At 35.2% G+C, this 19,707-nt stretch carries 16 protein-coding genes; all 16 read right to left on the reverse strand.

The window, feature by feature from the left end; genetic code table 11:
- Positions 1 to 569: 569 nt before the first annotated feature.
- Positions 570 to 1,250, reverse strand: a complete 681-nt coding sequence (locus tag PMI13_RS12740) for a hypothetical protein (protein ID WP_007844295.1) — start codon at positions 1,248 to 1,250, stop codon at positions 570 to 572.
- A 17-nt stretch (positions 1,251 to 1,267) separates the two neighbouring features.
- Complete coding sequence (rfbD, locus tag PMI13_RS12745; RefSeq protein ID WP_007844297.1) at positions 1,268 to 2,125, reverse strand: dTDP-4-dehydrorhamnose reductase; 858 nt, start codon at positions 2,123 to 2,125, stop codon at positions 1,268 to 1,270.
- An 89-nt stretch (positions 2,126 to 2,214) separates the two neighbouring features.
- On the reverse strand, positions 2,215 to 2,700 hold the full coding sequence (locus tag PMI13_RS12750; protein WP_007844298.1) for an acyl-CoA thioesterase: 486 nt from the start codon (positions 2,698 to 2,700) through the stop codon (positions 2,215 to 2,217).
- 68 nt (positions 2,701 to 2,768) lie between these two features.
- On the reverse strand, positions 2,769 to 3,272 hold the full coding sequence (locus tag PMI13_RS12755; protein WP_007844308.1) for an OmpH family outer membrane protein: 504 nt from the start codon (positions 3,270 to 3,272) through the stop codon (positions 2,769 to 2,771).
- A gap of 71 nt (positions 3,273 to 3,343) precedes the next feature.
- Entirely contained in the window at positions 3,344 to 3,895 is a 552-nt protein-coding gene (locus tag PMI13_RS12760; RefSeq protein ID WP_007844309.1) for an OmpH family outer membrane protein, read from the reverse strand.
- An 8-nt stretch (positions 3,896 to 3,903) separates the two neighbouring features.
- Positions 3,904 to 6,441, reverse strand: coding sequence for an outer membrane protein assembly factor BamA (bamA, locus tag PMI13_RS12765; protein ID WP_007844310.1), 2,538 nt, complete (start codon positions 6,439 to 6,441; stop codon positions 3,904 to 3,906).
- Positions 6,442 to 6,469: 28 nt separating this feature from the next.
- Positions 6,470 to 7,219: an isoprenyl transferase gene (locus PMI13_RS12770; RefSeq protein WP_034670710.1), complete on the reverse strand. Its 750-nt coding sequence runs from the start codon at positions 7,217 to 7,219 to the stop codon at positions 6,470 to 6,472.
- A 1-nt stretch (position 7,220) separates the two neighbouring features.
- The gene (gene porG, locus PMI13_RS12775) at positions 7,221 to 8,114 is read right to left on the reverse strand and encodes a type IX secretion system protein PorG (protein ID WP_007844312.1); all 894 of its coding nucleotides are present in this window, start codon (positions 8,112 to 8,114) and stop codon (positions 7,221 to 7,223) included.
- A gap of 213 nt (positions 8,115 to 8,327) precedes the next feature.
- On the reverse strand, positions 8,328 to 10,823 hold the full coding sequence (locus tag PMI13_RS12780) for an exopolysaccharide transport family protein (protein WP_007844313.1): 2,496 nt from the start codon (positions 10,821 to 10,823) through the stop codon (positions 8,328 to 8,330).
- 4 nt (positions 10,824 to 10,827) lie between these two features.
- Positions 10,828 to 11,697, reverse strand: coding sequence for a polysaccharide biosynthesis/export family protein (locus tag PMI13_RS12785; protein WP_034670707.1), 870 nt, complete (start codon positions 11,695 to 11,697; stop codon positions 10,828 to 10,830).
- Between the two features lie 38 nt (positions 11,698 to 11,735).
- Positions 11,736 to 12,854: a glycosyltransferase family 4 protein gene (locus tag PMI13_RS12790; RefSeq protein WP_007844318.1), complete on the reverse strand. Its 1,119-nt coding sequence runs from the start codon at positions 12,852 to 12,854 to the stop codon at positions 11,736 to 11,738.
- A gap of 120 nt (positions 12,855 to 12,974) precedes the next feature.
- A complete protein-coding gene (locus PMI13_RS12795; protein ID WP_007844321.1) occupies positions 12,975 to 13,976 on the reverse strand; it encodes a glycosyltransferase family 2 protein in 1,002 nt (333 codons plus the stop codon).
- A 6-nt stretch (positions 13,977 to 13,982) separates the two neighbouring features.
- Positions 13,983 to 15,053, reverse strand: a complete 1,071-nt coding sequence (locus PMI13_RS12800) for a formimidoylglutamase (RefSeq protein WP_007844330.1) — start codon at positions 15,051 to 15,053, stop codon at positions 13,983 to 13,985.
- Between the two features lie 109 nt (positions 15,054 to 15,162).
- The gene (topA, locus tag PMI13_RS12805; RefSeq protein WP_007844344.1) at positions 15,163 to 17,694 is read right to left on the reverse strand and encodes a type I DNA topoisomerase; all 2,532 of its coding nucleotides are present in this window, start codon (positions 17,692 to 17,694) and stop codon (positions 15,163 to 15,165) included.
- A gap of 46 nt (positions 17,695 to 17,740) precedes the next feature.
- The gene (locus PMI13_RS12810; RefSeq protein WP_007844348.1) at positions 17,741 to 18,892 is read right to left on the reverse strand and encodes a hypothetical protein; all 1,152 of its coding nucleotides are present in this window, start codon (positions 18,890 to 18,892) and stop codon (positions 17,741 to 17,743) included.
- Between the two features lie 149 nt (positions 18,893 to 19,041).
- On the reverse strand, positions 19,042 to 19,626 hold the full coding sequence (locus PMI13_RS12815; RefSeq protein WP_007844351.1) for a T9SS type A sorting domain-containing protein: 585 nt from the start codon (positions 19,624 to 19,626) through the stop codon (positions 19,042 to 19,044).
- Between the last annotated feature and the right edge of the window lie 81 nt (positions 19,627 to 19,707).

Raw genomic sequence — 19,707 nt, forward strand, 5'->3', positions numbered from 1 at the left:
AAACTTTTTTCTCTGTCGTTTTTTGTTCCTGATTTGCGAGTGCAAAAGTAATTAATGTTTCTGAATTGACCAAATCTTTCTGAAGAAAATTTTAAAGGTTTTTTTCTCTAACCTTAACCCTTCTCTGTATTCAATCTAAACCTACTCCTGCGCTCCCATTATTGGGACTGCAAAGATACAAATCTTTTTTTCCTCCACAATTTTTTATTGCTAAAAAATATGAAAGTTTTTTCGTATCCTTCTTTAAAGTTATTCATTAATTATGCTTATCCAAAAGCCCTCCTGCGCTACTGACATACTCTCGTTTTTCAGTGCGGCAAAAGTACACCTTATTTACCATCAATTCCAAATTTATTTAACATAAAATTTATTTTAAATTAATATTTAAGGATAAGTTACTGACTGTGTGGAACATTAATTTTAAACTAATGTTTGTTTTTTTAGTAGAAAGGAGAGGACGGAAGGAACCAGATGAAGGTAATAGATGGTGCTGATAAAGGTAATGGATCAGAAATTAATATTATCAGGAGAGTTGAGAAGAGGAAGCATGCAATCTGATGACCTGATTATTATTGATTAGTTTTAGAGTAAATTAAAGTTAAAAATTCTGCAAAAGACTTTTCAAGCCCGACAATATCTCCGGATTTTAAGTTTAACCCCCCAACTCCGGAGGTATCTGATTTTACTTTTAATGAAGATACCTGAAAATACTGGTTAGTCTCATTGGCCTTTGGCTGAATTTTAATAGTTGAACCTAAAAGTTTTTTTGTAGAAATGGTATACAATTCTCCGGGTACACTATTTATGATTAAAAAAGATCTTGGAGATAGCAGATAGTTTTTTTTGTTGATGCTTATTTTCTGTTCTTTATCTGATGATGCAAATAAATACAGATGCCCGGTTTGTGAAACCAGTTTTTCTTTTGGTAAATAGTATAAGCTTAATTTATAATTTGAAGGATTAAAAGCCTGGCGAGATCCATCAATATTTTCAAAGGGCTGTAATGAAAATGTATTCGCCCCTATTTCTTTTGCTTTTTTATAAACCAAAGAAAAAATTCCGGCATCGTCTTTCGAAAATCCCTGTACTTCTACTTCACCTAAATATTGTGCTTCTTTTATCTCTTCATTAATGGCATACAAAAACGTGTCTGTATTGTCATTCGTTTTTTCAACTTTGGTCAAATACACGTTTTGTGCATTGAATAGCTGAACTAAAAGGATAAATACGGCAATTCCTATGTTTTTCATTGTCTATGGTGTATTTATTATGAAAGGATTTTTATACATTCTTCCAGGCTGTTTTCCCAGTATTTCGGTTCTATATTATATGCTTCTTCTATTTTATCCATACACATTGTGCTTCTTTTCGGCCTTTTTGCCGGGGTGGGGTATTGCTCTGTTGTTAATGGGTTTAATTTTACCGACGATCCTGACAATTCAGCAATTTTCTTTGCAAACTCAAACCATGTCGTTTCCGGATAGTTTGAGAAATGGAAGATTCCAAAGGTCTTTTCAGGGTTTTCAACAATATTCATAATAGCTTCTGCAAGGTCGTTGGCATTAGTTGGCTGCCCAAACTGGTCTGAAACAATTCCCAGCTCATCTTTTTGCGAGAATAGATTCAACATTGTTTTCACAAAGTTTTTATTAAACTCTGAATACAGCCAGGAAGTTCTCAGAATAATTGTTTTGGCGTTCGCTTCTAACGCCAAATCCTCTCCTTTCAGTTTTGATTCTCCATACACTCCGATCGGATTGGTAAAATCATCTTCGGAATAACATAGATTGGTTTCACCGTCAAAAACGTAATCAGTGGATATATGAATAAAAATTGTTTTAAAATCTGCACATTTCCGGGCCAAATAGCCAACACCATCAGCATTGACGGCAAATGCCTTATCTTTTTCTTTCTCAGCAAGGTCTACTGCTGTGTAGGCAGATGCATTGATACAAAAATCAGGTTTCTCATTGGTAAAGAAAGTATTTACCTGATCTTCGTTTGTAATATCTAAGGTTTGTGAGTCTGTGAAAATAAATTCATAATCAAGTTCAAAATCCGGAGCAATCTTTCTTATACAATTCCCCAACTGACCGTTGCTTCCTATGACAACTATTTTTTTCATCTGTTACTTTTTTATATTAATATTATTTGATGAAGTTACGCTCAAGGATATTCATAATGCTAAAACAAATGTATATCCCGGCTTTTTCATTATGAATTTCTAGCGTTTTGAGATCTTAAAATCTTTACTCTTGACTGAAAATCTTTTTGCTCCAGATCAACGAAAAATTTATGGAATGTTTCTTTTATATCTTCAGGGTGAACTTCCGATCTTCTTGTTTTAATATTGAAATAAATTACCGTAACCCATAATACTGCATGAACCGTCTGCTCGTCAAGGCTCTTCATTAATATTTCAACTTTAGCCGTACGGTCCTGTATCTCGATGGTTTTACTGCTGATCACTACCTGGGTGTTGTATCTTACTTCTTTCAGATAGGCTATTTCGTTTTGTATGGCAATCCAGGTACAGCCAGTTTTTTTAGTATATTCTTCATAGGTAAAGCCGTAGAATGTTTCCACATGATCTTCTCTGGCATTGAACATATAGTCCAGATATTTTACATTATTTAAATGCCCTATCGGATCACAATCACTGAATCTGACTTTTACTGTCGTTGATACTTCTTTTTCCATCTGGCAAAAATAAAAAAACCACCTCTAAAAGAGATGGTTATTTTATAAATGTTTGTTAATTTCCTGAATTATTGAATTCCTAATTCTTTTTTAACAGCCGGTGTAGCGTCTGGTCCTGCTTTGAAAACAAATGCAGAAGAATTAGCATCCATAATATAATCATAACCGTTTGCTTTAGCTACTTTGCTTACAACATCGTTTAATTTCTTCTCGATTGGTTCGTAAGCAGCATCTTGTTTAGCAACAAAATCTTTCTGAGCTTTGTCATTCATTTGTTGAATCTCTTGTTGTAAAGTCGCTAATTCAGCTTCTCTAGCTTTGTTTTCATCAGCCGTTTTTTTCGGAGCTTCTTCTGTATATTGCTTTAGTTTAGCTTGTCCAGCATCTGCTTTCTTTTTAATTTCTGCCTGCTTAGCATCTAAGAAAGTTTTTAAATCAGCATCTGCTTTTTTCTTCTCAGGCATTCCGTTAAGAACACCCATAACATCTAAAGTAGCAATTTTTTGAGCTTTTGCCATACCTACAGATACAACCATCATTACCGCTGCAAATAATACACTTAATTTTTTCATAATTGGTAAATAAATAATTTAATTTGTTTTGTTTTTAGATTTTTAAATTCGGTAAAAGTTAATTCCAGTGATTACTTTTTACCTTTGCTATTAGTTTTTTCTTTTTTATCTGATCCTTTTAAAAGAATATCCAATACCTTGTCGGTATAATCATATCTTGGCAGATGGGAAATAACATTGTCTTTGTTTTTATCAAGAACTATGCCCAAACCATTTTTATCTACTACAGCCCTGATAGCACTGTATATTTCATCCTGAAAAGGCTCTACCAAATTCGATCTTAATTTAGTAATCTCTCCATTAGCACCAAATCGTAAGCTTGTAGTGGTTTTGATGTTTTTATCTAAATCCATTACTTCTTTTTCTCTCAGCTTTAACTGATCTCCTACCAATAGGACTCTTTCATTTTCAAAAGCCGATCTTTTCTTTTCATATTCAGCCTGTAAGTTCTGAAGCTCTGACTGCCATGTATCAATCTGTGCATTTAATCTTGCTTCAGCTTCTTTATATTGCGGGAGTTTATTTAAAATATACTCTGTATCTACAACTCCAATTTTCTGGGCGTTGCTAAAGCTGAAAAGCAAAAATAATACAAAAGTGAAAACTATTTTAAAATTCTTCATATTATGAATTATAATGATTGGTTCATTAAGAAGTGTGTTTTCCAGCCTGAAGGTTCAGTTCCAAATACTGTTTTATCAAATCCGTAGGCAAAGTCAAATCCAATTAACCCAAATGCCCCCATGTATACTCTTACTCCAATACCTACTGATCTTTTTAGCTGGAACGGGTTATAGCTGCCCCATGAATTCCAGACATTTCCACCTTCAGCAAAAGTTAATGCATAGATTTTAGCTGTTTGGTTTAATGAAATCGGGTATCTCAATTCAAGGGTAAACCTATTGTAGATTGTTCCCCCACCTTTTTGGGTAATATCTTCAGATTCCCCACCGTAAGTAGAAGCATTTTCATATCCTCTTAACGGGATAAGCTCTCTACCATCATATCTACCACCGAAAAGTCCGGTACCTCCTACATAGAATCTTTCAAAAGGCGGAGCTCCCAGCTGTTTGTTATATCCATCCATGAATCCCATTTCAGCGGAAGATCTCAATACTAATTTTCCTACGATCTCGTTATAAACATCAGCTTTGAATTTAATTTTATAAAATTCCATCCACTTATATTTATCTGTAGGGCTCATTGTAGCGTAATCTTTGTTACTGAACAAAGAGTATGGAGGAGTCAGTTTTGCGGAAAGCTCAATATTGGATCCCATTGTAGGGAATATCGGGTCGATTCCTGCAGAGTTTCTGCTCAACCCTATATTAAGACTTAAGTTGTTTGCTGTTCCGTAATATTCTGTAGTACCTCCGAAATCAAACGGATAGTTTTTAAAGTCGTATTTCTGATACTGAATTCCCGTATATAATGAGAAATAATCATCTGGCCATTTCAATTGTCTGTTTAATCCTACAGAAGCAGAGAAAATATTTAATTTCTGGGAACTTCCATTAACGTCAGAATACTTCACTCTTGAGTTATTCAAACTTACAGAAAGCGCTGTCGGCTTAGTTCCAAATAACCAAGGTTCTGTGAATGATATTCCATAGTTCTGGAAATATTGTCCCGCCTGAGCCTGAATAGACAATGTTTGTCCGTCTCCCTGTGGTACCGGTCTGAAATCTTTGAATCTAAGGAAATTCTTTAATGAGAAGTTATTGAACGTCAATCCTAATGTTCCGATAAAGCTGTTTCCACCATAGCCTGCCTGTAACTGTACCTGAGAAGACCCTTTTTCTACTAATTTCCAGTTGATATCTACTGTATTATCCTGCTGATTAGGCTGAATATCCTGCCCGATCTGCTGAGGATCAAAGAAAGACATCCCTGCTAAATCAAAATAGGTTCTTTTGATTTCGGTCTTTTTAAATAATTCTCCCGGTTTTGTTCTTAAGGCTCTAAGGATAACGTGGTCATGGGTAGTTGTATTTCCCTGCCATGTCACTCTGTTCCAGGTAGCCTGCTCACCTTCGTTAATTCTGATTTCCAGATTGATAGAGTCTCCGGAAACTGATTTTTCTACTGGTGTAACGTTAGAGAAAAGGTAACCATTGTTCATGTAAACGGATTTGATATCGGAATCATCTTCTTTACCACCGTCTTCGCCCACTTTTTTGTTGAATCCTACTGCATCATAGATATCTCCTTTCTTGTATCCGAGAAGCCTCTGCAGATATTCTGTAGCATAAACTGTATTTCCGGTGAAAGTAATGTCTCCGATATAGTATTTTTTACCTTCCTTAAGCTTTACGTTAATCTCGTAATTATTTCTTTTATTTCTCCATACAGAATCAGAAACGATTGCAGCGTCTCTGTATCCCAAAGAGTTATAGTAGCTTATTAAACCTTGCTTATCTTCCTGATATTTTTCTTCAATAAATTTTGAAGATTTTAAAATACCGCCGATTCCAAATCTTTTTTGTTTGGTTTCTTTGAATGCTTTTTTTCTAAGTTTAGCATCAGTCACACTTTCATTTCCTTCAAATTCGATGTGATCGATTTTAATCTTCTTTCCTTTATCAACATTGATCGTCCAGTCAACCAGAGCAGGGTCATTGGCATTTACTTTATCCTGAATTGAGATTTTAGCATCTGCAAATCCTTTTTTGATATAGTCTTTAGGAATATTGGTTTTAAGACTTGAAACCAGGTTCTGGGTAATTTTGGTTCCGGGCTTCAGGTTGTTATCTTTTGCCAGCTTTTCGCTTTTTGATTTTCCGATTCCTTTTCCGGAAAACTTAACTTCTCCCAGTTCTTTAAGATCCTGTAAGTAAAATTTCAAAACTACCGTTTCTCCTTCAATACTTTGAACATAAACCTCCACTTCAGAGAATGATTGTGTATCCCAAAGCTTTTTAATGGCATTGCTCACTTTCTGCCCAGGAATGTCAACACTTTCTCCTTTAGATAATCCTGTAAATCTTAAGATTTGAGCAGGTGTATATTTTTTAACCCCATCTACAACTATATCTTTTAGTATGTAGGATCCTGTTTGGTTTTCTGCATGTACGGGACTGGTTACTTTTGTGCTGTCCTGTGGAGTTACCTGTCCATAAAAATGTGCAGAAGCAACAAACATAATGATGGGTAATAGTCTAAACTTCATTTTATCGTAGTCTTTCTTTTCTTAAATTTTACTGAATTTTTATTTGTTCACCTGTAAGGCCGTATCTTCTTTCTTTGTTTTGATAATCTACAATACATTGAAAGAAAATATCTTTTGTGAAATCCGGCCAAAGAACATTTAAAAACTGCAGTTCTGCGTAGGCGATCTGCCAAAGGAGAAAATTGCTTATTCTTATTTCACCGCTGGTTCTTATAAGCAAATCTACAGGAGGGAAATCTTTTGTATAAAGATAACTTTCGAATAATTTTTCATCTATATTCTCTACATTTACCTTTCCTTCTTTTACATCAGAACTTATATTTTTCACAGCATTCAGTATTTCATTCTGAGAGCCATAGCTGATAGCTAATATTAAGTTTCCTTTTGTGTTTTCTTTTGTTAATTCCACCACACGAAGCAATTGTTCTTTTACCAGTGGCGGTAATTTATCTAAGTTACCAATGACATGCATTCTTAAGCCTTTACTGAAGATTTCATCGGCTTCCAGCAATAATGTTTCTGTGAGTAGATTCATTAAGGTATCTACTTCATCCGTAGGCCGGTTCCAGTTTTCAGAAGAAAATGTGTAAAGTGTCAGGTAAGGAATATCAATCTCATTACATGCATTTATGGCATTTCTTACTGCATCTATGGCATTCCTGTGACCAAAGGTTCTTTTTTCGCCACGGGATTTTGCCCATCTTCCGTTACCATCCATAATAATGGCAACATGCTTTGGTAAATTCTCAGAATTTATTTTATCTTTTATCAACGACATATTATTCACAATAACACGGAGGTCTTCCGAAAGAATAGGTAAGCCCTAAACTAAAGGTATTTAACCAATCTTTGGATTTTGTATCTCCTATATTTCTTTCACTAATAAATGCAGCTTCTCTTTCTTTTGAAACGATATAATAAGCTCCTGACTGTAATAGAGAACCTCCTGTTGACGGGTCTAGGATATCACCGTTATAAGAAGATTTCACATCTTTAGTAAGGATTTTACTATGATCAAGCTGATCTGTTAATGTATATCTAAATGTTGCTTCCGCAAATATTGCCCAGCTGTGGTTGAATTTATATTTTAAGCCCAAACCGAAAGGAATCTGCATGGTTGTTTTAGTTCCAAGCGAATATTCTGCTCTTGTGGTAAAATCCAATTCATTGGTTGGAGCCTTTGCCACACCATCCTGATCTCTTTTGAAATCATTGACTAAAGTAGCTTTAGGTGCATCGAACATTAAAGCTCCGATACCTCCAAATATATAAGGGCTCACCATACTTACCTGCTCATTGTTTACCGGAAAGAAATTGTACTCAAACATTAAACTCGCTTCATAAATATTATTTTTCCCGTATGAGTTTCTGTTTCTTCTGTAATCTTCTTTAGCAGCTTTATCATTAAACTGAACCTGGTTATATCCAATATCCAATCTAACGGTTTGATAAGGATTAAAATTAAATCTATATAATAAACCTCCATAAAACGGCACTCCCCATTCTGAAGCTCTGTCTAAATCCAACGGCTTTTGTAAAATATAATTCGTTCTTCCAATATCACCCACTAGGTTACTCATACCTAGACGAACTCCTAATTCGTTTCTTTGTGCTTTAACACTCACCATTGTTCCTAGGACGGCAAGGAAGCTAAACAATAATTTTTTATTCATAAAAGAATACGGATTTATGGTTATTTTAAAATTTAATTTTTGCAAATATAAAACATTTTTGTATTAATGATAATCTTAATGTTTCGTTAAAAATAAACAAAAAAACATAATTTGTTATAAAGTAAACGGCAAACTGCCGAAAATATTCTTTTTTTAATAGATTCAAAATAGAAGATATACAGTAAACCCCCATTAGATGAGGGTTTCCAAATATTATTTTCTATCGAATACTGATTGTATTTTATTTCTTATTTTAATAAATAATGGCTCCTTATAGTTTTTATCTTCATCAAAATAACCATAACCGTAACCGTAACCATAGCCGTAACCATATCCATAACCGTAACCCTGCTTCACTGTATAGTCATTATACACCAATCCTAAGCGGTTAATTTCATTATTATGATACTTCTCTGCAATCATTTTCAGCATGTATTTCTCTGTATATTCATGGCGTACCACATAGAGGTTGGCGTCGGAATACTTCATTAATTCATAGGAATCTGCTACAAGCCCTACCGGCGGCGAATCTATAATAATAAAATCATAAATATTTTTAAGCTCTTCAATGAATTTAATATTTTTCTCACTCATCAATAACTCTGATGGATTCGGAGGGATAGGCCCTGAAGTGGCAACATCAAGATTAGGGATTCTGGTCTTATTAATAATCTGGTCTATAGAAACCTCTCCTGTCAGATAGTTGGATATTCCGTATTTATTATCGATTTTAAAATCACCGAAAATCTTTGGCTTTCTTAAATCCATTCCTAATAATATGGTTTTCTTATCACTTAATCCCAGCACCGAAGCCAGGTTAATTGAAACATATGTTTTCCCTTCACCCCCGATCGATGAAGTAACCAATATCACTTTGCTTTTTTCATTTTCCCCGGATAAGAACCTTACATTTGCCCTGACTCCTCTAAATGCTTCTGAAACGGAAGATTTTGGCTGTTCTAAAACTGTAAGCATATTGTCATTATTGTTTTTACCAATTACGCCCAATAATGGAATTTTAGTGGCAACCAATAATTCTTTAATATTTCTTATTTTGCTATCCAGCAATTCACCAACCAGGATAAATAACAGCGGCAACAACAGCAGCCCTCCGATAATCATCAGCTTAGTACCTTTTACATTGGGTCCGATAGGTGACTGCCCTACATTTTTCGCGGGGTCAATCACAGAGATGTCAGACTGGTTGGTAGCCATTCTCATCTTGGTTTCGTTCTGTCTTCCAAGTAAGCTGTTGTAAGTAGCTTCAATCATATTGTATCCTCTCTCTGCATCCAGGTATCTTCTTTCTTTTTCAGGATAGGAAGCTAAATCTCCGGTGGCTTCGGCAACCTGCTGATTGATTTTATTAATTTCAGTATAATATCTGGTATAGTAATTTCTTAAAGAGTTGGAAGAGCCCAGCTTTGCCTCACTGATCAATCTGTTGATCTCTTTCATCGGCTCAGAATTTGGCGTATAGATTGAAGCCATTTCTCTCCTTTTGGTATATAAAGCTTTAAGCTCACTCACAGAGGCAGTAAACATTCCATCTTCAAAACCAGCAGCATTAGTCCCAATCATTTTATCAAAGTTCTGTGTTTCAAGAGAATTCCTGATCTCATTCAATGAGTTCATTTTACTTTCAATATCTGCTTTTTTACCTTCAAGCTCTTTGATTTTCGTCAATGATTTTTCGTCTCTGTCTTTGATATCATATAGCTTCTCAGAGGTTTTCATATAGTTGAGAACACTGGCACTGGAGTCAAGTTTCTTTCTTATTCCGTTGAGATTATCCTGAAGATACAGGTCTGTATTTTTATCAACCGTCATTCTGTCTGCCAGTCTTTTTTTCTGTAACTGACTTACGGATCTGTTTAAGAAACTTACAGTACCATTCAGGTTAAATCCTGTTTTACTGATAATCATAATACTGTTAATCTCTTTATCAAACTCTACTCCAATCGTGGAAATAATATCATTAACGGATTGGTTTACAGAATTCAGATTAACAATAATATTATCAAGCTTTATATTGGGAGTTACCGGATTTTTAAGCAGTCTGAATCTTAAATTGGGAGCGGTATACCATTCACCTACTTTTATCATTTTATTCGAAGGCCTTGCGTATCTCTGAATATTCTGAAAACCTTCAACTTCGTAGTTATATAAATTAGTTGATTCACCTTCTTCCGGCAAAACCACTTCATAAGTATCCCCACTTTTAGGCATCAGGGTAATGGGATAATTGATCTGCTGTAAATGCTTTTTATCTATTTGTAAAAAAACAGGTGAATCATCTTTATCCAAATAGGTAGATTTTATTGATCCTTTGGTAGAATAACCTATATAAAGACCTAATTCTTTTACCAGAAACTCATTGTGAGACCGGGATAAAAGCATTTTTTTTAAATAAATTCCATCCTGGTTTCCTCCCTGCCCCCAGATAAAATTAATAGACTGGTTGGGAGTAAAGTAGCTTGCTGTATTATTGGAGACACTTAAAGACAGGTTTGATCCATAGATATTCTGTGCGTAATATTTACCATATACCCAAGAAATGGCATATCCGATACACAGCATAAGGACAAACCAATACCAGTTTTTTAATATTTTTCTGAGGAAATGCTCGACATCAAATAGCGCAAAAGAGCCGTATTTTTCTTTTTGAGAATCATTCTTCTCAACAGTAGTTTCTTTTCCTGGAATCATGATATTAAAGTCTTGTTAGAATTAAATAAAGAGACAAAGCTGTAGTAAGTAATGAAACTCCCGTTGTTATAGCCTGTACCGGGTCTTTTCCGAATCCGTTCAGGTTTTTTGCTCTTGTATTAAGATAAATTTCATCCCCGTTCTGTACGTAGTAATAAGGTGAATTCATCACATCTTCACGTGTAAGATCAATTTTTGCTATTTTGATTCCTTCCGGTAATTTCCTGTGAATAACAATATTCTTTCTATCAATGGTTCTGTTTAAACCTCCGTTTATGGCTAAAGCTTCAGTAATGGTAAGTGTATTTTTATGTACAACTTTCTCACCTGTAAGTCCGGTAGTTTCAACGTCTCCCAGGATATAATAAGTGATTCCATCCGTATTTAATCTTACCTGCGATTTTCCGTCCTGAAAATTTTCATTTACTTTTTCCTGGATTTCCTTGGTAATTTCTTCAATTGTTCTTCCTTCTGCTTTAATATATCCAATTCCAAAAACATTAACATCCCCATTAGTATCCACTTTCAATCCGTTAAAATAAAAATTGGTATTCCCTCCACTATTGGTACCACTACCACTTACGGCCGTACGGCTTGTAGTGGCCACATTATTCGTCCCCGGAGCTTCTGTGCTTCCGGAGGTATTCAGTGAAGAATAAAACTGAGCGGCATCTCCTTTGGGGGTCGTGACAATATTAAGGTTTAATATATCATTTTTAGTAATCCTGTAAACTGGAATATTATAGGGAACAAGACCCTCCTCATTTATAACAAGACTCTCATTAGGCTGCATATAGCGCACTTCTTTCTTGGATACACAAGATGTAATAAAAAAGGGTAGTATCAGTAATAAATATTTAAAATTCTTCATCATAATTTTCAATATTGTTTGTAAAAATAAAAATTTAATTGTTACTTTTTATTATTTCTTAAATAATAGACAAAATCAGGGATATAAGCACCTATAAAGCCTAATGCTACGATAATCAACAATAATACATTTACACTTATATGTCTCAGATAATAGGCTACAACTACTATAAAAAGATAATAGGTAATAATATAAAAAGTGGATCTTCTGTGTGTAAGGTCTAGCCTCAGAAGCTTATGATGGATATGATTTTTGTCTGCATCAAACGGGGATTTTTTATTGCAAAGCCTCACAATAATTACATTTAAGGTATCTACAATCGGTAAAATCAATATAGCAACCGCTATGGCAGGTGCCGCCTGCAGATGGTATCTTGGTACATTCGGCAGCTCCTTGTCTATAAAAATATCAATGAAACAAATGCTTGTAAATGCCAGTAAAAAGCCCAGCAACATGGAGCCTGTATCGCCCATGAATATCTTATTGGCCCGGTAATTTGATAAATTATAGTATAAAAATGCCAGCACTGCTCCAATGATGATTACCGATAATACAACCAACGGATAATTGTATGCTCCCAATCTATAATAACTTATCCCGAAAAGGGCACTACAGATCACAGAATATCCTCCGGCCAGGCCATCTATCCCATCAATTAAATTAAAAGCATTGATCAGAATAATAAAAGTGACAATACTGAATATGATACTTACTACATATTCCAATTCATAAATGCCAAATATTCCGAATAAACTTCTTATCCTTATATCAGATCCTGTAACGATAAGAGCAGATACCACAATCTGGGCAACGAGCTTTTTATAGGCCCTCATCACTACAATATCATCCATTACACCGATGTATAAAAGAATGACTAATGATGCAAATAAAAATTTATAGAGGTCAAAAAGTTCGTAAGCAAAAATTGAAGCGCAAATCCCAATGGAATAAAAAATAGCAATTCCCCCCAGGTTAGGGATCTTTCTCATATGGGAACTTCTTACACCAGGCTCATCCATCAGATTTTTTCTTCTGGAGATCTTAGTAATTGTGGGAATGGAGAAAAAAGTGATCAGAAAAGAGAATAAAAACCCCAATCCTATTTTTACATAAAAAATAGAAATTCCTATCTCGCTTAAGAACAATTCAAAATTCTTCATTTTTTTTCTGATTAAGCATCCATTTGTTTCCGGCAAGGAATTTATTACAAAATTCTTTATAAAAGCCTATCGATATAACAGTTTTTTACTGTACCGAAACAATAGTACTTGCATTTGTGTTTACATTAACTTTCTTATCAGTTTCTTTTGCCCTGCAAAAAATAACAGATAAAAAATCTTTTTTTTCAGGGGCAAAGATAGAATATAATTTTTATCAAAACGACTATAGCTCAATATATCTTTAATTTTAATCCCTCTCTCCATCCTGAAAATTTTCAATCTATCAGCCATTTCATAAAAAGTTTCTTCTTTTTTCACAAAGGCAAGATAGGCAAGATAGCTATAAACACCTTCCAAGATTTGAAAATTTTTCAAAGCCTCTTTTTTTGCTGAGTACTGAGATTTTTCAAAAGCATATTCTACATCTTTTACGGCATTCAGAATATCCAATCCTTTTTCCGTATGGGTTTTTGTAATAGAATCTTTACGCTCAAGATACTGATAATGGAAATTCTGGGTTTGTGCTATTGTTTTACATTCCAGTAAAAGTTGCGGGATAAGTTGAATATCTTCAAAGTGAGCTCCTTTTTTAAATCTTTTCTGATGAAAAAGCTCTTTCTTGAATAATTTATTGCAGGCGAAATAACTCAGATCCGAGAAAACCGAAAAATGAGTATCAAGATCAATTTTCTCCGGCATATTGGGAATCTGGGTGAGCTTTTGAGTAACATTTCCATGCTCATCGACTTTCTGAATGTTGCAGATTACCATTTCTGCATGATATTTTACCGCCAGATTCAGCATTTCTTCAAACATGGTTTCCGTAATATAATCATCACTATCCACAAAGCCGATATAATCTCCGGTAGCATGGTCAATTCCAAAATTACGGGCATCACTTAATCCCCCGTTCTCCTTAATAAAAGCATGAATTTTATCAGGATATTGTTGGACATATTTCCGAATAATCTGTTCTGAATTGTCTTTACTTCCGTCATTGACCACCAGAATTTCAATATGCCCGAGAGACTGGTTAACTAAGGAGTCAAGGCATTTTGCCAGATAATTTTCAACATTATAAACAGGAACTATTATGGAAACTTTTGAGGGAACGTTTGTCATAAATAATTATATTTTCATCAGTCTTGCATTCAGCCAGCCTTTTTTGGCTTCATCAAAGTCTTTTCTTGAACACGGGATACAGTTGTTTATGTTTTCATCATCTCCGAAATACCACAGATTGCTGAAAGTATCCCGCTTGAAAGCATACTGCCGGTCATCAATCAGTACATAAAAAACTTCATAATGCCTTTCTTTCGGGTGAGACTGCTGGATATTGATCCCTTCGATCAGGTACCAGATCATTTGGGCTAAAAGCTGATGATTCAACTGGTTTTCAGAATAGATATTATAATTAAAAAGTCCTACTGATTTTAAATTTTCACTTAATCCGATCTCTTTCATATAAGCACAGATTTCTCTTCTGTTTAATCCGTTTACCTGCGGATTCATTGAAAAAGGATCGCTGAAGCTTTCCACAGCATCACAGTTTACCGTTACCAGATCTGTTTTTCTGAAAAAAGGTTCTGTTTTTTCCGTAGAGTTCATCATTTCCGCCAGACGGATGATATCGAATTCCACTTCTTTGATCAGCTTTATGGAATCAACTTCATTCAAATGTTTCTGATAGCCTAAATGGTAATAGTTTTTTATTGAAAAGTTTTTTGCTCCAAAGATTTTGCTTAAAAAGGTATGCTCATTGATCTCTTCACCTTGTTTAAGGGAGATGATATTACTGATCTGGGTATAATTAATATTTTTCTGATGAAAATTTAATGCTGAAAATAACGAGAATGCAAAATCATTAGACCCGCCGATAATTACCGGAATTGCTCTTTTGTAATGACAGGCCGACAGGACTTCCTGTAAAATATAATGGGAATCCTGTACTGATTTTCCGGAAACCAGATCTCCCAGATCTACAACAGGAATTTCAAAATCAAGCTGGGAAAGCTTATAAAACTCTTTTCTTACAGCTGTAAAATCCTGTACTTCCGCATCACCGTTTGCTCCTCTGTAGTCCGAAACAAAAAGAAGCACAATGCTGTCTTCTTTGATTTCTTTGGTTATTTTGCTTCCAATCTGCCAGCTTTCAGTTTTGAAATTTCGTGGTGAAATTATAAAATCTTCAAAATTCATTCTCTAATCAAGTCTTAAAAACCAAAAATATTAAAATTAAATCATTTATGCGTTATAAAAAAAGCCATTAACACAGATTGTTAATGGCTTGATATTATTATTTTACTATTTATTTCTTTTTTGCGGGAGCTGCTTTTTTCTTTGCCACCGGCTTCTTTTTCTCTGCAAAAGCATTTTTGTCCTGAGATGTAATCCATTTTTTAACCTCATCCAGAGATACTGTTTTTAATTCTTCTGCTTCATACTTCGTTTCATCTTTTTTCTTCGGAATTTTGAACATTGCTTTTCCAAATTTGATAAAAGGGCCCCATCTTCCGTTTTCAATAGAGATTTTTTCTTTTTCCCACTGCTGGATATATCTGTTGGCTTCTTTCTCCAGCTTTGCATCAATCAGCTCATTGATATCGCTTTGGGAAAGGTTTTCGAAATCATATTTTTTAGGGACATTGACAAAGATACTCTGGTATTTGATAAATGGCCCGAATCTTCCGGTTCCTTTGGTTACAGGCTCTCCTTTATAGGTTGCAATCGGAGCGTCTGCCAATTTCTTTTCTTTAATAATTTCCTCTGCGCGGTTCTGATCTACAGAAAGAGGATCTTCTCCTTTCGGAATGCTGATATAAGTTTCGCCCCATTTTACATAAGGCCCGAATCTACCAACTCCTACGGAAACCGTCTGCCCTTCAAATTCGTTTAAGTCAAAAGGTAATTTGAAAAGTTCAAGAGCTTCTTCAAAAGTAATGGTGGCAATATTCTGACCGGTCATTAATGATGCGAAAACAGGCTTTTCTTCATCTTCCGTTTCCCCGATCTGAATCATAGCTCCGAATCTTCCGATTCTGGCATGTACATTTTTACCGGTTTTTGGATCAACTCCTAATAATCTGTCTCCCGTTGCACGGTCTGCATTTTCTTCTACATCTTCAATTCTCGGGTGGAATTTGGAATAGAAATCCGTCATCATTTCTTTCCACTTCTGGTCTCCGTTTGCAATTTCATCGAAACCTTCTTCTACTCTTGCCGTGAATCCGTAATCCAGGATTTCTTTAAAGTTGTCGGTAAGGAAATCATTCACCACTTCCCCGATATCAGTAGGAAGGAATTTATTTTTATCCCCGCCGAATTTCTCTTCAAGAACTACTTTTTTAATTTTATCTTTTGCCAGAGAGATTCTCACTACCTCACGGGTTTGCGGCTCAACTTCTCTTTTGTCTACATACTCACGGTTCTGAATGGTTTGAATCGTCGGTGCATAAGTAGACGGTCTACCGATTCCCAATTCTTCAAGTTTTCTTACCAGGCCTGCTTCGGTATATCTTGCGCTTGGTCTTGTGAATTTTTCAGTAGCTGTAATTGTTTTATAAGTTAAAACTTCCCCAATACTTACTTTTGGCAACAGTTTTTCGTTGTTTTCTTCGTCATCATCGTCAGTTTTAACGATTCCGTAAGCTTTCAGGAAACCGTCAAAAATAATCACTTCCCCCTGTGCTTCAAAATGCCGGGGCAGTTTTGAATTTCCGATTTCAATAACTGTCTTCTCGATTTTAGCATTAGCCATCTGAGACGCTAATGTTCTTCTGTAAATTAGCTGGTATAACCTGTTTAACTGAGCATCACCAATACTTTTCACACCGAAATCCGTTGGGCGGATCGCTTCGTGGGCTTCCTGTGCAGAAGCTGATTTGGTGGTATAATTTCTCGGGGCAGAATATTCCGCTCCGTATTCTGATGTAATCTGTTTTTTTGCTCCTTCAATGGCTTCCTGGGAAAGGTTTACCGAGTCGGTTCTCATATAGGTAATATACCCTTCTTCGTATAGCCTTTGTGCCAGACGCATCGTATTGGTTACGTTATATCCTAATCTTGAAGAAGCTTCCTGCTGTAAGGTAGAGGTAGTAAAAGGTGCAGATGCAGAGCGTGTTCCAGGTTTGGTTTCAACATTCAGAACTTTGAATTCGGCAGTTCTTGCCTGTTCCAGGAATTTTTCAGCATCTTCTTCTTTGTCAAAATCTTTTTTAAGCCTGGCAGCAATTTCCTGCTCACTTTTGTTTAAGAAAATTCCATCCAGCTTGAAATCTGCTTTCGGAGTAAAGTCACGGATTTCTTTTTCTCTTTCAACAATCAGTCTTACGGCTACTGACTGAACCCTTCCTGCGGATAATCCGGGTTTTACTTTTTTCCATAGAACCGGGGACATTTCAAAACCAACGATTCTGTCTAAAACCCTTCTTGCCTGTTGGGCATTAACCAGATTCTGGTCTATATCCCTCGGATTTTCAATTGCTTTCAGAATGGCATTTTTAGTAATCTCGTGAAAAACAATCCTTTTTCTGTTTTCCGGCTTCAGTTTTAATTCATCTGCCAGGTGCCATGCAATAGCTTCTCCTTCACGGTCTTCATCGGAAGCCAGCCAAACCATTTCAGCTTTTTTTACGGCAGATTTTAATTCTGTTACCAATTTCTTTTTGTCGGCAGAAACTTCATAATCCGGACTGAATGTCTTAAGATCGATTCCCATTCCTTTTTTAGGAAGATCACGAATATGTCCGAAACTTGATTTCACCTCGAAATCTTTTCCTAAATACTTCTGAATAGTTTTTGCTTTGGCCGGGGACTCTACGATTACTAAATTTTTCGACATTCTAAAATTTTTGCAAAAGTAAAGTTTTTTTATTAGATACTTTTTTTTATATCATTTTATTTAACAATTCTACAGGGGCAACAAAGACCCGATAGAATAATCCTTCAAATGTAAATCCGCTTCCGGACATCTCTACTCTGTAGATTAATGAAGCGATTATAATGAATAAAGTAATGTAAAATTTTGTATTAATAACAACAGGTTCAGAAGCATATGCAGATCCTCCGTTCTTTAGCAGCAGCGCGAAAAGCACAATAATAAACATCATATGAATATACATCCATCTTCCCCAATCTATGGCCAGATAAAATAAGGGAAATGAAAGTAAAAATGCTCCTATCAGTAAAATAGATATTATCTTTCGGTTGTTTAGATATTTTAAATAAAAACCCAAATGAAGTACACTTAAGGCAAAGCTTAAAAAATAGAGCTTGTACTGATCAAAATGATCACTGATATATTTTCTTTCATCTATATCCCAGAAAAAGATGCCTCTTGTAAGAATAACTCCCCTGTCTTTTAAAATATCCAGTGAATGCCCTTCATTGATCTCTTTCCCGAAAACTGTAATCAAAACGGCAGGGACCATTACCGCAATGGCATATTTCAGATATCTTTTAAATTCGGTTTTTCCTGTCTTCAGATATAAGGCGATCATAAAATAAGAGGTGTAAAAGATCGTGATCTCATGAAAAAACATCGCTATAAAAAGGCCTGCACAAACAGCATATTCTTTGTATTTCGTAAGCTTATCATTGTCCAGAAGATAGGTAAAGCAGGCAAACAGAAAGAATACAATAAATTCTTTTTTTCCTACATAGTCCACACAATTGAAAAGCCCTACAAAACCTATTGAAGATAATAATAATGACAGGTAGAGTAAGGTTGTCTCTTTGTACCTGATCAGTTTAAAATAGTAATAGAAAAAAAGTGAAATAATAATCACCTGGAAAAAATACACAAGAAAATTGAGTTTTATTCCTGTAATATCCTGTAACAAAAAGAAAAAACTTCCGGATAACCCTCTTCTTTTAAAGCCTCCGTCCTGGTAATTGATCAGCCAGTCCCCAAGAATATAGCCATCAGATTTTAAGTTATGGATCAGGGTGAAAACAAGCGCATAAAGAGCCGTTACGGCAATCAGTAAATAAATAAAAACCTTGACATTAAAAATTTTTGCAATTTTCTTCGCACTCATATTGTGTTTTACATTTTAATTACCAAAATAAAAGAGAAGCAAAACAGCCTTTTACTTACATTCATCATTTTAGTGCATTCAAAAATATGAATTTGTAAAGTATTTCAGGGCTATTCTGCCTCTCTTTAACTAATTTATTTATGTTTTTGTCACTGTTTTATAATTTTAACAATTGTTTCAGAATTATTAATTCGTACTACATAAGCTCCCGACACTAAAGAAGAAACGTCAGTCTGCCCATTCAAAAATTTTCCGGATTTTACCAGCTGTCCTGAGCTGCTATAAATCTGGTAATAATATTCTTTATCTGGCAATCCGTCAATATAAAGGGTATTTTTTACAGGATTGGGAAATAACGTTATTTTATTTTCTTTTACACGCTCTACGATGACTTCTTTACTGAAAACATCCGCAGGTTTTGCAGAAGCCAGGTCTGATACCTGTAGTCTTGGGATTACGCCTTCTTCATTTCCGTCTGAGTCATATTTTATTTTTACACAGCGGCAGCTCATCCCGAAATACGGGTCATTGTTGTCATGGAATGCAATCATCCGGTTTGCACTTGAGGCAGCATCAAATAAAATATTAACTGGTCGTCCTATATAGTTTGACAATAAAGCCCCGGACCAGACACCCGGATACTGATAATTAATAAAATTGTATGTTCCCTGGGCAGATTGATTTCCCATTACATTCCTAAATCCTCTTGTACCTGAGTTAGGATAATTTCCCACCGGGTAAGCGGGATTATTATACGTGTGTCTCGTCCTGAAAAAGGTTGACTACAAAATCATAAAAACAGTCACTCTTATGGA

Origin of the sequence: Chryseobacterium populi (assembly GCF_000282115.1) — a bacterium.
GTDB classification, from domain to species: Bacteria; Bacteroidota; Bacteroidia; order Flavobacteriales; family Weeksellaceae; genus Chryseobacterium; species Chryseobacterium populi.

What these genes read in the sequence shown, in the direction of transcription:
- PMI13_RS12740 (WP_007844295.1), bottom strand. Translation starts at nt 1,250, where the DNA reads ATGAAAAACATAGGAATTGCCGTATTTATCCTTTTAGTTCAGCTATTC.
- rfbD (WP_007844297.1), bottom strand. Translation starts at nt 2,125, where the DNA reads ATGAAAAAAATAGTTGTCATAGGAAGCAACGGTCAGTTGGGGAATTGT.
- PMI13_RS12750 (WP_007844298.1), bottom strand. Translation starts at nt 2,700, where the DNA reads ATGGAAAAAGAAGTATCAACGACAGTAAAAGTCAGATTCAGTGATTGT.
- PMI13_RS12755 (WP_007844308.1), bottom strand. Translation starts at nt 3,272, where the DNA reads ATGAAAAAATTAAGTGTATTATTTGCAGCGGTAATGATGGTTGTATCT.
- PMI13_RS12760 (WP_007844309.1), bottom strand. Translation starts at nt 3,895, where the DNA reads ATGAAGAATTTTAAAATAGTTTTCACTTTTGTATTATTTTTGCTTTTC.
- bamA (WP_007844310.1), bottom strand. Translation starts at nt 6,441, where the DNA reads ATGAAGTTTAGACTATTACCCATCATTATGTTTGTTGCTTCTGCACAT.
- PMI13_RS12770 (WP_034670710.1), bottom strand. Translation starts at nt 7,219, where the DNA reads ATGTCGTTGATAAAAGATAAAATAAATTCTGAGAATTTACCAAAGCAT.
- porG (WP_007844312.1), bottom strand. Translation starts at nt 8,114, where the DNA reads ATGAATAAAAAATTATTGTTTAGCTTCCTTGCCGTCCTAGGAACAATG.
- PMI13_RS12780 (WP_007844313.1), bottom strand. Translation starts at nt 10,823, where the DNA reads ATGATTCCAGGAAAAGAAACTACTGTTGAGAAGAATGATTCTCAAAAA.
- PMI13_RS12785 (WP_034670707.1), bottom strand. Translation starts at nt 11,697, where the DNA reads ATGATGAAGAATTTTAAATATTTATTACTGATACTACCCTTTTTTATT.
- PMI13_RS12790 (WP_007844318.1), bottom strand. Translation starts at nt 12,854, where the DNA reads ATGAAGAATTTTGAATTGTTCTTAAGCGAGATAGGAATTTCTATTTTT.
- PMI13_RS12795 (WP_007844321.1), bottom strand. Translation starts at nt 13,976, where the DNA reads ATGACAAACGTTCCCTCAAAAGTTTCCATAATAGTTCCTGTTTATAAT.
- PMI13_RS12800 (WP_007844330.1), bottom strand. Translation starts at nt 15,053, where the DNA reads ATGAATTTTGAAGATTTTATAATTTCACCACGAAATTTCAAAACTGAA.
- topA (WP_007844344.1), bottom strand. Translation starts at nt 17,694, where the DNA reads ATGTCGAAAAATTTAGTAATCGTAGAGTCCCCGGCCAAAGCAAAAACT.
- PMI13_RS12810 (WP_007844348.1), bottom strand. Translation starts at nt 18,892, where the DNA reads ATGAGTGCGAAGAAAATTGCAAAAATTTTTAATGTCAAGGTTTTTATT.